Source organism: Paraburkholderia sp. J8-2, from assembly GCF_905220195.1.
Lineage (GTDB): Bacteria > Pseudomonadota > Gammaproteobacteria > Burkholderiales > Burkholderiaceae > Paraburkholderia.
The window spans coordinates 63,090-77,927 of record NZ_CAJMZA010000009.1 but is presented as its reverse complement, the minus strand read 5'-3'; the positions used below and the strand labels follow the sequence as shown (position 1 = coordinate 77,927).

Genomic DNA, 14,838 nt, shown 5'->3' with positions numbered 1-14,838 from the left:
CGCGTCGCATTGCTCCCCGCATTGACCCCGATTGCCGGCCATACGCGTTTTTGCTACACAGGCGCATGGCCGCGCCACACACGACACCACAGAACAATCTCAATCCCTTGCCTGAGCCGCCCCCGGTGAGCGAGGCGATGGCGCATGCGCATCGGCGCTACTGGCGCTTCAACGTCGCGCTGATCGCCGTGCTCATGACGATCGGCTTTCTCGTCTCGTTCGTCGCGCCGCACTTTGCGCGCACGCTCGCCAACGTGCGTTTCGCGGGTTTCAGCCTGCCGTTCTACCTGGGCGCACAGGGCGCGATCCTGCTGTACGTCCTGCTTGTCACGATCTATATCGTGCTGATGCAGCGCGCCGACCGCGTGCTGCAAGCCGCGCGCGAAGCCGACGCCGCCATACGCGAGGCGAGCAGGGCCCAGCAACGATGAAGCTCGCGCACCGGCTAATCCGCTCCTACGCGCTGTACACGCTCGGGTTTCTCGCCTTCGTCTATGTGATGTGGCGCATCGAGCTTTCCACCGGCCCCGGTATGTGGATCGGCTACGTGTTCCTGTTCGTGCCGATCGCGGTGTACGCGGTGATCGGGCTGCTTTCGCGCACGTCCGACCTCGTCGAATACTATGTGGCCGGGCGGCGCGTGCCCTCGTTCTTCAACGGCATGGCGACGGCCGCCGACTGGCTTTCCGCCGCGTCGTTCATCGGCCTCGCAGGTTCGCTCTACGCGAGCGGCTACGACGGCCTCGCGTATCTGATGGGCTGGACAGGCGGCTACTGCCTCGTCGCCTTCCTGCTCGCGCCGTATGTGCGCAAGCTCGCGCGCTATACGATTCCCGACTTCCTCGGCACGCGCTTTTCGAGCAACCTCGTGCGTGCGCTCGCCGTGCTCGCGACCATCCTCTGCTCGTTCGTCTACCTCGTCGCGCAGATCCAGGGTGTCGGGCTCATCGCCACGCGCTTCATCGGCGTGGATTTCGCCATCGGCATTTTTTGCGGGCTGGCGGGCATACTCGTGTGCTCGTTTCTCGGCGGCATGCGCGCCGTCACGTGGACCCAGGTCGCGCAATACATCATTCTGATTGCGGCCATCCTGATTCCGGTCTCGCTGATCGCGCATCGCGACGGCCTCGGCTGGCTGCCGCAAGCCGACTACGGCAACGTGATGCGGCGCGTGGAAGCGCTCGAGCGCGACGTGCGCGGCGCGAGTGCCGAGGCTACCGTGCGCGACGCATACCGCAAGGGCGCGGCGCAGTGGCAGACGCGCCTTGACACGCTGCCGCAGTCGTATGTCGCGGAGAAGACGCACCTCGTCGAGTCGCTTGCGGACCTGCGCCGCCACAACGGTCCGCTGCGCGATATCGATTCGCTCGAGCGTCAATTGAACGCGTTCCCGCGAGACGTGGACGCCGCACGCATGATGTGGACCCGCCAACGCGACGACCTGCTCGAGCGCGCCACGCCGCCCGTGCCGATGAACGAGCCGTTCCCCGCCGCCGACGAAGCGGAGCGGCGCATTCATCAACGCAATTTCCTCTCGCTGCTCTTGTGCCTGTCGCTTGGCACGGCGAGCCTGCCGCACATCCTCACGCGCTACAACACGACGACTTCGGTGGCCTCGGCGCGGCGCTCGGTGGGCTGGACGCTCTTCTTCGTCGCGCTCTTTTATCTGACCGTGCCCGTGCTCGCGGTGCTGATCAAGTTCGAGATCCTCACGCATCTGGTAGGGCAGCGCTTCGACGATCTGCCGCATTGGGTCATGCAGTGGCGGCGTGTCGAACCGTATCTCATCGGCATCGCGGATGTGAACGGCGACGGCGTGGTGCGATGGAGCGATATTCAGATGCAGCCCGACATGGTCGTGCTCGCTGCACCGGAAATCGCGGGGCTGCCGTACGTGATGTCGGGGCTCATTGCTTCGGGCGCGCTCGCGGCGGCGCTTTCGACTGCGGACGGCCTGCTGCTCACGATCTCGAACGTGCTTTCGCACGACGTGTACTACCACATGGTCGATCCGGACGCGTCGAGCCAGCGGCGCGTGACGATGTCGAAGATCCTGCTGCTCGGCGTGGCGCTGTTCGCTTCGTATGTGGCGTCGCTCAACGCGGGCAACATTCTTTTTCTGGTGGGGGCGGCGTTTTCACTCGCGGCTTCGAGTCTCTTTCCCGTGCTCGTGCTCGGCGTGTTCTGGAAGCGCACGACGCGGTTGGGGGCGGTGGCCGGCATGGTTGCGGGCTTGACCGTGTGCGTCTATTACATCGTCTCGACGTACCCGTTCTTTACGCAACTTACGGGCTTTGCGGGTGCGCGATGGTTTGGCATCGAGCCGATCAGTTCGGGCGTGTTCGGTGTGCCTGCAGGCTTTCTTGTGGCGATTGGCGTGAGTTTGCTCGATCGTAAGCCGGACGCTTATACGCTTGCGTTGGTGGACTATATCCGGCACCCGTGACGGTACGGACGTGATTGCGGGTGTGCGTTCGAGCACTTTGCCAATGCGCGGGAGAGGGGATACTGAAGTCCTCTCGTTCCCGCGCCGGTCCTCGAAGCAGTACGCGGGAATTCGGCGTCGGGCCGTGGCCCGACGCTTTTTTCTCCTTGGTGACTTGTCCTTCCTTCGTACGTTGAGTGTTCAACGACAGGCAGCGTGACTGCACGTTATCGATTGCTTTCTGTTGCGGCTTCAAGTCATTCGTTTTTTGTCCGTTGAATATTGTGCCTCATGCAGCGGCGCCTGCCGCTTGTGCCAGATCCTGATGGGGTAGCCGCTAGACTCACATTTGCGCGTACGACAATAATGGAGCACGCCAACAAGAAAATCTCGAGCTTAGATTTCATCGTTCAGTCTCTTCTCAGTTGTCGTCCTTCAGGAAATGCGAGCGGTTTTCCCTGTTCCTCGATAAACCACGCTTCACCGCGACTGCTAGTCAATCGTCTCCTGAGTGACCCCGCTAGTGTCATATGCAAGAACTCGAAATCGCGTTCGCCTCGCGAGTTCTGCCGTACCGCGGCGCTCTCAATCTAGTCGTATTCGCGTGTACAGATATACAGGGGCAACTCCATATGACGCGATCACTTCGCCATTGTGATCGGGGTCACCGAGTCGGATCATGATGATCATGGGTTTGTAGGCTTAGTGGATGCGCTTGGAGAGTCAATGAATTCAATGTTTCGGAGGATGCTCAGCGCATAAGGAAGCATGTCACTTTTAGTGTCCGCGAGTCTCTTTACTTCACCGTCTCCGCAAATCGCCTGCGCTTTATGAAACAGACAGTACGAAAAATGTCGGACGCGGCGAGCCGGCTCTCCAACAGTTTCATCTTGAATCGTATAGAAACCGCGACCGTTTCTGGAGATAAGTGGTAACGTTTTTGTCACCTTCCGCAGTCGGGACACCTCATCTGGTGATGCACCCGGAAAAGCGGAAATCCATTTGCTTTGCCCAGGCTTAAGATAACCACCGTAATCCGCCGCCACTTCATTTTCATCGCGAAATTGTGAGTGGCAGGAAAAGTTGAAGCCAAATGTTTTTTCCATACTCGCAATATGTACCACCGCTGAGTAGCCTGCCGATTGGAAATCGTTTTCTTTCCGGGGGGTAGTTATCAAGCTTTCGAGCGTGTCTTGAAATCGGAATTTGCATGATTTAACCTGTAGCACAACGTCCCGGGCAGATATATCTCGACTTTGGGCTGTGGATGGTAAAAGCATGAAAATCGCATATGAAAAAGCAATAATTTGATTAATCATTTTTCAATCTCGGCGTGGTTGATTACCCTTGGGGAAATCCAGGAGATTTCCCTGCGCATCAGGAAATCGGTATTCACCAACAACTGCTAGTACCTGGGCAAACCCGCCGCAGCGTGCGATGTATCCATTGAATGGTTGATTCGGATGGCCAAGGGCAGCCGGTAGATTGACGATTGCCGATGCATCACGGAAGTTCTCGCTGTGATAATAGGTTTTGATTGCGGGGCTTCCATTGCTCGCCGGATGTTGAGGCGGTGGGCGTGTCGCTGAAACTTCCCGTTGTTGCAGTCTGATATCGCAGTCGGCATATTTGGCCATCCCCATTTTTGACCAATAAAATCCGGCGCTATCTGCTGGCGATATTAAATCAAGATTTATATTTTCATCGCCAAGGTCGTTTCTCCACTGAATTAAGATTGGAGTCGTTCCATTAGCGCTGTCTGAGTTGTATTGTTGAGCTTGCGAACGATGCGAGTCAGCCATTGCATGAGCCTGTAATATCTTTTTTCGAGTCCGTTCTGAGATCTGGTTGCTACGTCCTTTGAAGTCCCAGTAACTAAAATAGTTCTCGGGGTGCGTGAGTTGGAGAAAGCCTCGCCCATCCCATGGGTAATACCACATCCCCGGATTGTTTTCATGCAACACGCTAAGCCAGATTGTTTCCTGCATGGCATTGCCGAAGAAAACGGCAACTCTACTGGGAGAATTGATCAGGTATTTTCTGAGCATCTTATTCAACGATGACTCGTACGCGCGTACAAGACTTTCACGAGAGGCGGTCCAATCTACACGCTCGTAATAGACCGCATGACGCGGGCCTTCACGCAATACCTCTCGCGGAACGAACTGCTTCAACTCGCGTGCACTAAACCACGCACACTTCCTGAACTGCCTTACGAACGCAGTCGGCGGAAAATGCCAGCACTCGTTGGCGGGCGGGAAATCCGCGTCCTGGACATCCTCCCAGAATGCAAAGTCATTCGCGTGATCCATCAACCTGTTGAATTCGGCATCGGACAGCGGATTGGTCAACGCCTCGTGCGGACGTTTCAGCCAGTTATAGCGCGCTTCGAGACCGTTCCTGCTCCATTCGGTCGGGAACTTGCAGACCGCGTGCGCAATGCGCTGCCGAACCGTTCCGACGTTCAGCGCCTCTACCGCCTCGGCATGATTGACGTGGCCAGAACGATCAAGGTCCAGCCAGCGTCTAACCGTTGGCGAATCACACAGGCTGTCGGGTGTCGGGTCATCGTTGATGAAACTCCAGCCCGCCCATTCGGGGAAATCTGCGTCGCTGTAGACGCGCACGTTCGACTTCGACAAGTTGATCCATCCGTCGCCATCCGGCGTTTTCACCTTTCGCCAGTGATTGAGCTGAACATCACTGGCTGGCTGTTCACCGATACAGCGCCCAAAACGAAGCATCTCGAACAATGCGCTGGGCGATGGCGCCACGGAAGCCGCACCCACACCCGCGATACTACCGTCAAGGAAGCGTCCATTTAGCGCCGTAGCGCGTTTGTACAGGTTGTATTCCGCGTCGCGTTCTGGCGGCATCGCACCGAGCACCCCCCAGTTGCCGTCCACATCCTGCACGTAAGTCGTCAGCGTGCAGTCCTTCTCGTAATGCATGCGGATGACGATGTCGCGACTGGTGCTGGCCACCACGAGGGGGGATTGCGGCGGTATCGAGCCAACCGCTGGCGCGCTGTCATCGTCGCGGAAAGGGTGCGGCTCACTGGCGAAGAGTTTCGCGCCGCGCGGAACGAAGAACCAGTTGTCACCGTAGACGGCATCCGTGCGTCCCTGTGCGCCGACCGGACCCGGCGCGCGGCCGATGATCTTCTTCAGGTTTGCCTCGTTGCAGACGATTTCGAAATGAATCTGCGGATACTGTCCGTATATCTGGCCGGGTGTGCCGAGCAGGTCCTTGCGATAGATCTTCCCGCCAACGGCGAGCGTCGGTTGTACGGTCTGCAGATGCAGGTACACCGAGTAGTAGGTGACCTTTGCGTTGTTGCCATCGCCGATTTCCGTATCGTGCCGGATGACGACACAGCCGTCGTCCGTGCGCACGTTACGGTAGTGAAGCGTCGGCTTGCCGTTGGGCCCGGTCTTGCGCAAATAGACGACCTTGCCGTCAGCAATTGCGCGCACGTAGGCTGGCTGATTGCCGTCGGAGGGAGCCATCAGGTGTGCGCCGCCATGCCAGCCAAGGTTGAAACTGACGGGATAGGCGCCATTGCCGGGTGCGCATTCCAGCATGTTGGCGGCGCATACGTCACCGTCGGGTGCGACTGAGTCGCCTGGCGCTGCCATGGGCATGTCGTCATTCTGCTGCGGCCCCCTCGCTGAAAGAAAAGGCGGGCTGATTATCATGAGGCTGCCGGTATTGTGTAGGGATCAGAGCGCATGGAGATGTTGACCGGTAGGCGTACCCGATGCGAATGCGGAAAATGTGGCACGCCGGCATCGCCCTCCGGTTTGTCCCAGGACAGTCTGCGCGCGTGTCGCGACCTGAACGTTGACGCGCCTATATCGGCGCCTATTCGCAGCGCGGCGTAGATTGTGTCTTTCATGGTGGTTTTGTTGTGAATGAAAAACAGCCGGGGAGTATTTTGACCGGCTACACGCGACGGCCAAGGACCGCCGGACTATGAATGTCAGCCGGATTTCGGGAGCACAGATATAGGTCAACTCTGAAAAACAAGCGCAACCGCGTTTGCATGCATCTGCGCAAAGTTCGCGTTTGCCCCGGGGCACTCGAGATCAGGTTTCGCATTGCCCGTGCGCGTGGGCGACCCGCGTTGGCATCCGTCGGCTTCGGATGGATACAAATCCGCTCATACGGACAGTTTTCAGACTATTAGCGGTCGAAGAACGCGACGATACGGACGCACAGAACTCGCGCTAGCTAATTGGCTAATTGACAGACTAGAAAAACAAAAACCCCGTAAGTCTTTGAACTTACGGGGTTTTGCTGTTTTGTTCTGGCGGAGAGAGGGGGATTCGAACCCCCGATAGGCTATTAACCTATACACGCTTTCCAGGCGTGCGACTTAAACCGCTCATCCATCTCTCCGGCGGGAGGCGAATTATAGCAGAGTCCGCGCGCGGGAGGAAAGCGCTTACGCAGAAGCTGGCACGCTCTGCGCTTTGCAAAGTCCGCCGAATCCCCTAAGCAACGCAGCAATCGTTCGTTCCCCGCTTCCCGGGCTTTCCGTAACGTTGCCGCACCGGCCTTGCAGCCGCCTCGCAAGGACCGCGCAGCGACCACCACCACACGCAACGGAACGCCCTGCATGAACAACAAAAACGCCGCCCTCTCACGCCGCCCGCTAACCGCTGCGCTCGCGCTCGCCTTCGCCGCAACTTGCGCGACACTCGCCACCACCGCTCACGCACAAAGCAGCGTCACGCTGTACGGCATTGTCGACGCCGGCATCGCCTACGTGCACAATGTCCAGAGCACGAGCGGCCAGAACCAGTCCACGCTCGTCAAGTTCAGCAGCGGCAATCTCTCGGGCAGCCGCTGGGGCTTGCGCGGCACCGAGGATCTCGGCAATGGCCTCGCCGCCATCTTCCAGCTCGAAAACGGCTTCAACGTGGGCACCGGCGCGCTCGGGCAGGGCAGCCGCGAATTCGGGCGCAAGGCCATCATCGGTCTCGCCAGCACGACGTGGGGCACGCTCACGCTCGGCCGCCAGTACGATCCGCTCGTCGATCTCGTGCAGCCGCTTACCGCCGACGGTCCATTCGGCGGTGTGTTCGGCACGCCAGGCGACCTCGACAACTACGACAACAGCCTGCGCGTGAGCAACTCGGTCAAGTACGCGAGCCCGCTCATCGCCGGGCTGCAGTTCGAAGCGTTGTACGCCTTCGGCGGCGTAGCTGGCGCCACCGGCAGCGGCCAGACCTACAGCTTCGGCGCCGCATACTCGAACGGCCCGCTCTCGCTCGCGGCAGGCTACTTCTTCGCCAACGGCGGCAGCACGCTCACTTCCGGCGTGCGCACGTGGACGAGCAGCTCGGACAGTCTCTTCAACACGGTCATCAATCAGGGCTTCGCGAGCGCAAGCTCCATCCAGATCGTGCGCGCGGGCGGCAGCTATGCGGTGGGCGCATTGAGTTTCGGGCTGGCCTGGTCGAACACGCAATACGCAAACGATGCGTACTCAACCTTCCACCAAACCGCAAAATTCAACAGCGGCTCGGCGTTCCTGAACTATCAGATCACACCGGCGCTGCGTGCGGGCGCGGGCTACAACTACACATCGCTCACCGGCCCCTCGTCGGCGCACTACAACCAGGTGAACCTCGGTAGCGACTACTCGCTTTCCAAACGCACCGATCTCTATGCGCTCGCCGGTTACCAGAAGGCGAGCGGCCACACGCTCAGCACGAATGGCTCCAGCATCGCTGCGCAGGCATCGATTGGCGACTTCGGCGTGAGTTCGGGCGCCGACAATCAGGCGCTCGTCGTGGTGGGGATCCGTCACAAGTTCTGACGCCAGCACGAGCACCTGCGGCAAGCGTCGGCAGCCGCGCGGGGGATCGCCGATAATGATTCGTCGATCCCCCGAGGAGAACCTGCTTGAAGGTCAGCGAAGCCGTTACCAGCCGCAAGTCCGTGCGTCAGTTTTTGCCCGATCCGGTGGACCCCGCCGTCATTCGCCGGGTGCTCGATACCGCTGCGCGCGCACCCTCTGGCGGCAATCTGCAACCGTGGCACGTTCATGTCGTGGGCGGCGAATCGCTCGCGAAGCTCAAGTCGATCATGGCCGATCGCATTGCGCAGGCGCCTGCGGGCGAGCCGATGGAGTACGACGTGTATCCGCGCGACCTGGGTTCGCCGTATCGCGAGCGTCGTTATCAGGTGGGCGAGGATCTCTACCGAAGCATCGACGTCGCTCGCGAGGACCGGCCGGGCCGGTTGCGTCAGTTTGCGCGCAACTACGCGTTTTTCGACGCGCCGCTCGCGCTCTTTTGCACCGTGGATCGTCAGATGGGGCCGCCGCAATGGGCCGACCTCGGCATGTTCCTGCAGACGGTGATGCTGCTCCTGCGCGAAGCCGGTCTGCATAGTTGCGCGCAGGAATGCTGGGCGCGCTACGCGCAAAGCGTTGGCGAGTTTCTCGCCTTGCCGCGCGAACGCATGGTGTTCTGCGGCATGGCGATCGGTCATGAAGACACGCGCGCGCCTATTAACCAGTGGCGCTCGGCGCGCGCACCGCTCGACGAATTCGTTCAATTCGACGGCATTTAAGCTTTAATAATACATATCGCTTACAGTGCTGCGCGAATGCGCGCGGCGAGCGCTTCGAGCTGCGCCATGTCGGCCATTTCACGCGAGTGCGGGCGCAGTTCTTCGCCCGCGCGGCGCGGAATCAGATGAAAGTGCACGTGCGGTACGGTTTGCCCGGCGGCGGCGCCGTTGAACTGCGCGATCAACAGGCCTTCGGGTGCAAGTACCTTGCGCAGCGCAGCCGCCATCTTTTGCACCGTCGCCATCGCAGCGGCACCGGCTTCCGGCGAAAGATCGTAAATCAATTCAGCGCCTTCCTTCGGCAGCACTAGCAAGTGGCCTTCGGATTGCGGCATGACGTCCATGATCGCGAGCGTCGCGTCGTCTTCATACACCTTGATGCAGGGCGCTTCGCCGCGCAGGATGCGGGCGAAGATATTTTTATCGTCATAGGCCATGGTGGGTTTCTCCAGTTCAGGCGCGCTGTTTGCCAGCGTCCGGGCGATGGGTTTTGTCGAGTTTGCGATTATGGCCCGCCCTGTATGGGCTGTGCGTGTTCCTGCACGTTTTTTGAAGTAGGTGCATCATAGAGTTTCTCGCAGCGCGCGCGACGACGAATGTCTTGATTGCAACCTCTTGAATGGCAGCGGAGCAAGGTACCAAGGACCCGACTCCAGCCGACATGGAGCACGTATGGCAACGACTGATCTCGAAGCAGCTCATCCCGTTCGTGAGGCCGCCGTATCGGGGGCCTGGCGCTTTATAGCCCAGCTATTGGCGCGCGCAGACGTCAAATTCAACGGCACCCGGCCGTGGGACATGCGCATCCATGACCCGCAGGTGCCCGAGCGCGTGCTGGCGCTAGGCAACCTGGGCCTTGGCGAGGCCTATATGGACGGCCAGTGGGACTGCGAGCAACTCGACGAATTCTTCGCACATGTGTTGCGCGCGCATCTGGATGACCAGATCGATCCCTCCCGTCTCGTCTTCTACGCGCTCAAAGCGCGCCTCATGAACCGCCAGACCGTGCGCCGGGCATGGAAGGTGGGCCAGCAGCACTACGATATCGGCAACGAGTTCTACGAGGCGATGCTCGACAAGCACATGGCCTATACCTGCGGCTACTGGTCGGGCGGCGCGAAGACACTCGATGAGGCGCAGGACGCGAAGCTCGATCTCATCTGCCGCAAGCTGGGTCTGAAGCCCGGTATGCGCCTGCTCGACATTGGGTGTGGCTGGGGCAGCCTCATGAAATTCGCGGCCGAAAACTATGGCGTGTCGTGCGTGGGCGTGACGATCTCGAAGGAGCAGGCCGCGCTCGGCGCCGAGCGCTGCAAGGATCTGCCCGTCGAATTCCGTTTGCAGGACTACCGGTTGCTCGACGAGAAGTTCGACCGCATCGCGAGCGTGGGCATGTTCGAGCATGTGGGCCCGAAGAACTATCGCACCTATATGGAAGTCGCACAGCGCTGTCTTGCCGACGACGGTCTCTTCGTACTGCACACCATTGGCAAGAACCGCCGCGACACCACGCCCGACCCGTGGGTCGACAAATACATCTTCCCGAACGGCATGCTGCCGACTATCGGCCAGATCGCCGACGCTTCGGGCGGCCTCTTCGTGACCGAGGACCTGCATAACTTCGGCGCCGACTACGATCGCACGCTCATGGCGTGGCATGCGAATTTCGAGGCAGCGTGGCCGCGGTTCAAGGCGCAGATGGGCGAGCGGTTCTACCGCATGTGGCGTTACTACCTGCTGTCGTGCGCCGGGGCATTCCGCGCGCGCGATATCCAGTTGTGGCAGTGGGTGTTTTCGAAGAACGGCTTGCTGGGCGGCTATCAGCGTCCTGCCTGATCTTCCCGTCGCATCACCCATGCGGCCGCGTTGCGCGAATGGCGAACGCGGCCGTTTGCTGTGCGCATCAGCGAATCAGTGCCGAGACCGTTGCAATGCCAAGGATCGTCATGATGACCGAGGCGCATACGTGTATGGCGATTTCGCCCGCGGCCCAGCCGAAACGTCCGTGCTGCAGATGCGAAACGACTTCTGCTGAGAAGGTCGAGAACGTGGAGAGCCCGCCCATAAGGCCCGTGATCACGAAGAGGCGCCATTCGGCGGAAAGCTGCGGCATGCGTCCGAAGTACGCGACTGCGACGCCGATCACATAGCCCGCGATGACGTTCGACGCGAGCGTGCCGAGCGGCAGCTCAGGGTAGAGGGCATTCAGACGCAGCCCGAGAACCCAGCGCAGCAGCGAACCGAGCGCGCCGCCAATGCCGACGGCGAGGATGGACAGATACATGGTCTGGAGTGGTTGAGGGCGCAATATGCGCCGGCGCGCCATCCCGCCGGCTCTGTTTTTCTACCGCTTTCGAGCACGGAGTGTAGCACCGGCCGAGACCGGCGGTTCCATGCCATGGCGCTTTATCCTCAGACCTGGTTCTGTCTCGAATCATTGCAGGGCGGTGCGTCAGACGATCCCGCCGTTCGCACGCAGCACCTGGCCGTTGACCCAGCCGCCGTCCAGCCCGGCGAGAAACGACACGACACTCGCAATGTCGTCAGGTTGCCCGAGGCGCTGAAGCGGCGGCATGTTCGCGAAATGCTGGACCTGCTCTTCGGTCTTGCCGCTGAGGAACAATTCCGTCGCCACCGGCCCCGGCGCGACCGCGTTCACGCAAATGGAGCGTCCGCGCAATTCACGTGCGAACACGCGCGTGATCGTCTCCACAGCGGCCTTGCTTGCCGTATAGAGCGCGTAGCCGGGCAGGTTCATCGCGAGCACGGAGGTCGAGAAGTTGACCACGCGGCCGCCGTCCGCGAGTTTCGTCGCCGCTTCGCGCAGCGTGTTGAGCGTGCCGCGTACGTTGATGTCGAAGGTTTCGTCGTAGAGTGCGTCGGTCGATTCCGCAACGGTGACCGTTTTCATGATGCCTGCGTTATTCACCAGCAACGTGGGCTGGCCCAGCGTTTCTGCTGTGGTTTCGAAGAGCCGCCGCACTTCGTCGGCCTTCGCGATGTTCGCTTGCACAGCGATGGCGCGACCGCCTTGCGCCGCGATTTTCGCGACCAGCGCTTCGGCTTCGGCGCTGCGCGAGGCGTAGTTGATGACGACGGCGTAACCGTCGCGTGCGAGGCGTTCGGCAATGGCGGCGCCTATGCCGCGCGAGGCGCCCGTGACGATGGCGACGCCGCTCGCGTTCGCGGATGCGTTCATGATCGGAACCCTTCTCGTGAGTGATGTGGACGGGCTCGATCATGAATGAAACCGCGGCGGCGATCATTGCTTGCCGCCGGGTTTCATCATTCCATTTCGATTAACAATGCACGGCGGCGCTCAATAGGCGATGCAGACGGATTTCGTCTCCGTGTACGCGTCGATGATCGCGCGGCCATGCTCGCGGCCAATGCCCGAGGCCTTGAAGCCGCCGAAGGGCAGCGCCGGATCGACCATGTTGTGCGTGTTCACCCATACCGTGCCTGCCTGAACGCCATCCACCACACGCAAAGCCTGGTCGAGCTGGTTGGTCCAGACGCTGGCGCCAAGACCGTACTCGGAAGCATTCGCCGCCGCGATGGCTTCCTCGACATCGTCGTACGGCATGGCGACGAGCACCGGCCCGAACACTTCTTCGCGCACGACGGTAAGCGGCTTGTTCGCCGCGTTCGAGATCACGGTGGGCTCGATGAAGTAGCCAGGACGATTGCCATCGCCGCCGCCCGCCACGATGTCGCCGCCCTCGGCGCGTCCCTGCGCGATCATTCCCGCAACCTTGGCGCGATGGCGCGCCGAAACGAGCGGGCCCATCTGCGTGGCCGCGTCGAAGCCCGAGCCGAGTACCGTTGCGCGCGCAACGTGTGCGATGCCATCGACGATCTGCTCGTAACGCGCGCGCGGCAGATACAGGCGCGAGCCAGCCGTACACACCTGGCCGTGATTGAAGAAGATCGCGCCGGCCGCGCCTTCGATCGCCCGCTGCGGATCGCAGTCGTCGAGCACGATCACGGGGCTCTTGCCGCCCAGTTCCAGCGACACGCGTTTGAGGTCGCTTGCGCATTGCTTGCCGATGATGCGGCCCACTTCGGTCGAGCCCGTGAAGGTGACCTTGTCCACCTGCGCATGGCGCACCAGCGCCGCGCCCGCCGTTTCGCCCTGGCCCGTGACGACGTTGAATACGCCCGGCGGAAAGCCGGCTTCGTGTGCAAGTTCGGCGAGACGTATGGCCGTGAGCGGTGTTTCCTCGGCGGGCTTGAGCACCACGGTGCAGCCGCAGGCGAGAGCAGGCGCGATCTTCCAGACCGCCATCAGCAGCGGGAAATTCCACGGCACGATCGCGGCGACCACGCCTGCGGGCACGCGACGCGTGGAGGCGTTGTAGCGCACGCCGGGCGGGAACGCGAGCGAGAGATCCACGGTGCTGCCCTCGATCTTGGTCGCCCAGCCTGCCATATAGCGCAGCCATTGCACGCTGCCGCCTACTTCGAGCATCTTCGAAAAGCCCAGCAGCTTGCCCTGATTGAGCGTTTCGAGCGCCGCGAGTTCGTCGCCGTGCTGCTCCACGAGATCGGCGAGCTTGAGCAGCAGGCGCTCGCGCGCGGCCGGCGGCATGCTTCGCCACGTATCGGCTTCGAAAGCGCGGCGCGCGGCCGTGACGGCAGCGTCGATGTCGGCGTCGCTCGCGTCGGGCACCTGCGCGATCTCGGCGCCGGTGGCGGGATTGAATACGGCGAACGTGCGGCCGTTGCCGCTTTCGCTAAAACGTCCGTCAACGAACATCTGCGTGCGGATCGTGTGCGTGAAGTCCTGGCGGTCCATACCGTCTCCTGGTTTAGGTAGTAATGCGAACGTATTTGGGTGGTGGTTTCAGCGTAAGTCGATCGTGCTGCCCGCCGCGAGTGCGGCTGAAGCGGAGTAGGGGGTACGCGTGCGGAATCGGCGCGGGGCCGCGAATGCGTATGCGCATGCAAGATTGAGCGCGCCCCCAACGAGAAACAGCACGTAGAACCCTTGTCCAAAGCCCCATGACGTGGTGGCGAGCGCCGCGCCTGCCAGCATGCCGGCATGGTGGGCGAGGCCCGGGCAGCCGGCACCCGATGCGCGGGTCGCTCGCCCGCCGCGCATGAGCGTGGGGAGCGTCAGATAGTCGAGCACGGCGAAAGCGGGCGCAGCGAGCGCGGCCCACGGTGCAAGCGAATCTATCGTGAGCGCGGTGAGCAACGCGCCGCGCAATACGAAGAGCGCTAGCAGCGCGCGCCGGTAATCGACGCGCTCGGCGAGCCAGCCTGCGACGCCCACCACGGCGAGCGAGATCGCCACCTGTGTCACGGAAACCGCAGCGCCGCCGCACAGCGCGAAGAACTGGAAGCGCGCGAGCACACCGCTCGAAAGCCCGGCAAGCAGCGCGGGTGCAACGAGCAGCATGCCGTTGCGCCACGCTGGCGTCGTTGCGTGCCTATGCGTCGAGCTTGCGGCGTTCTCACCTGTACGCCGCAAGTGCAGGCACGCTGCGGCGATCAGGGCGGCGCCGCCCAGTATGAGCGGCGTCTGTGCCCCCGTCGCGCCGGCACGCGCGCCTTCGCCCATTGCCGCCATCGTGAGTGCGAGTGCGCTCGCGACCGGTACGGTGGCGCGCGTAACGAAGCAGCGTGCCAGCACGCCGGGCAGCAGCGCCATCGAAAGCAAGGCAATTGCGCTTGCGGCGAATGTGGCGAACGATGCGCCGGCCTGCATCGCCGCGCTCATGATGCCTGCGGCAAGCGCGCTTGCGCCGCCTGTGATCGCCGCCCAGAGGCACAAGAGCCGTGCCACGTGCATCACAGCAAGGCGGCGCTCGCGCGGCATCATT

The 14,838-nt window shown here is 61.6% G+C and carries 12 protein-coding genes and 1 tRNA gene; 5 read left to right on the top strand and 8 right to left on the bottom strand.

Features of this window, described 5'->3' with window-relative positions:
• The first annotated feature begins 65 nt into the window (after nt 1-65).
• Complete coding sequence (locus tag U5A52_RS20855) at nt 66-431, top strand: DUF4212 domain-containing protein (protein WP_321936074.1); 366 nt, start codon at nt 66-68, stop codon at nt 429-431.
• Nucleotides 428-2,446, top strand: a complete 2,019-nt coding sequence (locus U5A52_RS20850) for a VC_2705 family sodium/solute symporter (protein ID WP_321936073.1) — start codon at nt 428-430, stop codon at nt 2,444-2,446. Before U5A52_RS20855 ends, U5A52_RS20850 begins: the two co-directional genes overlap by 4 nt.
• A 665-nt stretch (nt 2,447-3,111) precedes the next feature.
• Here the strand turns inward: U5A52_RS20850 and U5A52_RS20845 are convergent.
• From U5A52_RS20845 to U5A52_RS20835, 3 genes are all read right to left on the bottom strand, one after another.
• Complete coding sequence (locus U5A52_RS20845; protein ID WP_321936072.1) at nt 3,112-3,744, bottom strand: hypothetical protein; 633 nt, start codon at nt 3,742-3,744, stop codon at nt 3,112-3,114.
• A 3-nt stretch (nt 3,745-3,747) separates the two neighbouring features.
• Nucleotides 3,748-6,063, bottom strand: a complete 2,316-nt coding sequence (locus U5A52_RS20840) for a M23 family metallopeptidase (RefSeq protein ID WP_321936071.1) — start codon at nt 6,061-6,063, stop codon at nt 3,748-3,750.
• Nucleotides 6,064-6,735: 672 nt separating this feature from the next.
• A tRNA-Ser gene (locus tag U5A52_RS20835) sits at nt 6,736-6,826 on the bottom strand.
• Between the two features lie 220 nt (nt 6,827-7,046).
• On the opposite strand from U5A52_RS20835, the gene U5A52_RS20830 reads away from it, so the two are divergent.
• The gene (locus U5A52_RS20830) at nt 7,047-8,252 is read left to right on the top strand and encodes a porin (RefSeq protein ID WP_415774030.1); all 1,206 of its coding nucleotides are present in this window, start codon (nt 7,047-7,049) and stop codon (nt 8,250-8,252) included.
• 86 nt (nt 8,253-8,338) lie between these two features.
• Nucleotides 8,339-9,010, top strand: coding sequence for a nitroreductase (locus U5A52_RS20825; RefSeq protein WP_321912366.1), 672 nt, complete (start codon nt 8,339-8,341; stop codon nt 9,008-9,010).
• Nucleotides 9,011-9,030: 20 nt separating this feature from the next.
• Here U5A52_RS20825 and U5A52_RS20820 read toward each other — a convergent pair whose 3' ends face one another.
• Nucleotides 9,031-9,447 carry an HIT family protein gene (locus tag U5A52_RS20820; protein WP_321912365.1) on the bottom strand — a complete coding sequence of 139 codons (417 nt, stop codon included), beginning with the start codon at nt 9,445-9,447 and terminating at the stop codon, nt 9,031-9,033.
• A 235-nt stretch (nt 9,448-9,682) separates the two neighbouring features.
• On the opposite strand from U5A52_RS20820, the gene cfa reads away from it, so the two are divergent.
• A complete protein-coding gene (cfa, locus tag U5A52_RS20815; protein WP_321936070.1) occupies nt 9,683-10,846 on the top strand; it encodes a cyclopropane fatty acyl phospholipid synthase in 1,164 nt (387 codons plus the stop codon).
• Nucleotides 10,847-10,913: 67 nt separating this feature from the next.
• On the opposite strand, the gene crcB is transcribed toward cfa, so the two are convergent.
• From crcB to U5A52_RS20795, 4 genes are all read right to left on the bottom strand, one after another.
• Nucleotides 10,914-11,294 carry a fluoride efflux transporter CrcB gene (gene crcB / locus U5A52_RS20810; protein ID WP_321912362.1) on the bottom strand — a complete coding sequence of 127 codons (381 nt, stop codon included), beginning with the start codon at nt 11,292-11,294 and terminating at the stop codon, nt 10,914-10,916.
• A 168-nt stretch (nt 11,295-11,462) separates the two neighbouring features.
• The gene (locus U5A52_RS20805) at nt 11,463-12,209 is read right to left on the bottom strand and encodes an SDR family oxidoreductase (protein WP_321936069.1); all 747 of its coding nucleotides are present in this window, start codon (nt 12,207-12,209) and stop codon (nt 11,463-11,465) included.
• Between the two features lie 120 nt (nt 12,210-12,329).
• The gene (styD, locus tag U5A52_RS20800) at nt 12,330-13,808 is read right to left on the bottom strand and encodes a phenylacetaldehyde dehydrogenase StyD (protein ID WP_415774029.1); all 1,479 of its coding nucleotides are present in this window, start codon (nt 13,806-13,808) and stop codon (nt 12,330-12,332) included.
• Between the two features lie 48 nt (nt 13,809-13,856).
• Nucleotides 13,857-14,837 (bottom strand): hypothetical protein, encoded by a 981-nt coding sequence (locus tag U5A52_RS20795; protein ID WP_321936068.1) that lies wholly within the window; start codon nt 14,835-14,837, stop codon nt 13,857-13,859.
• Nucleotide 14,838: the final 1 nt, after the last annotated feature.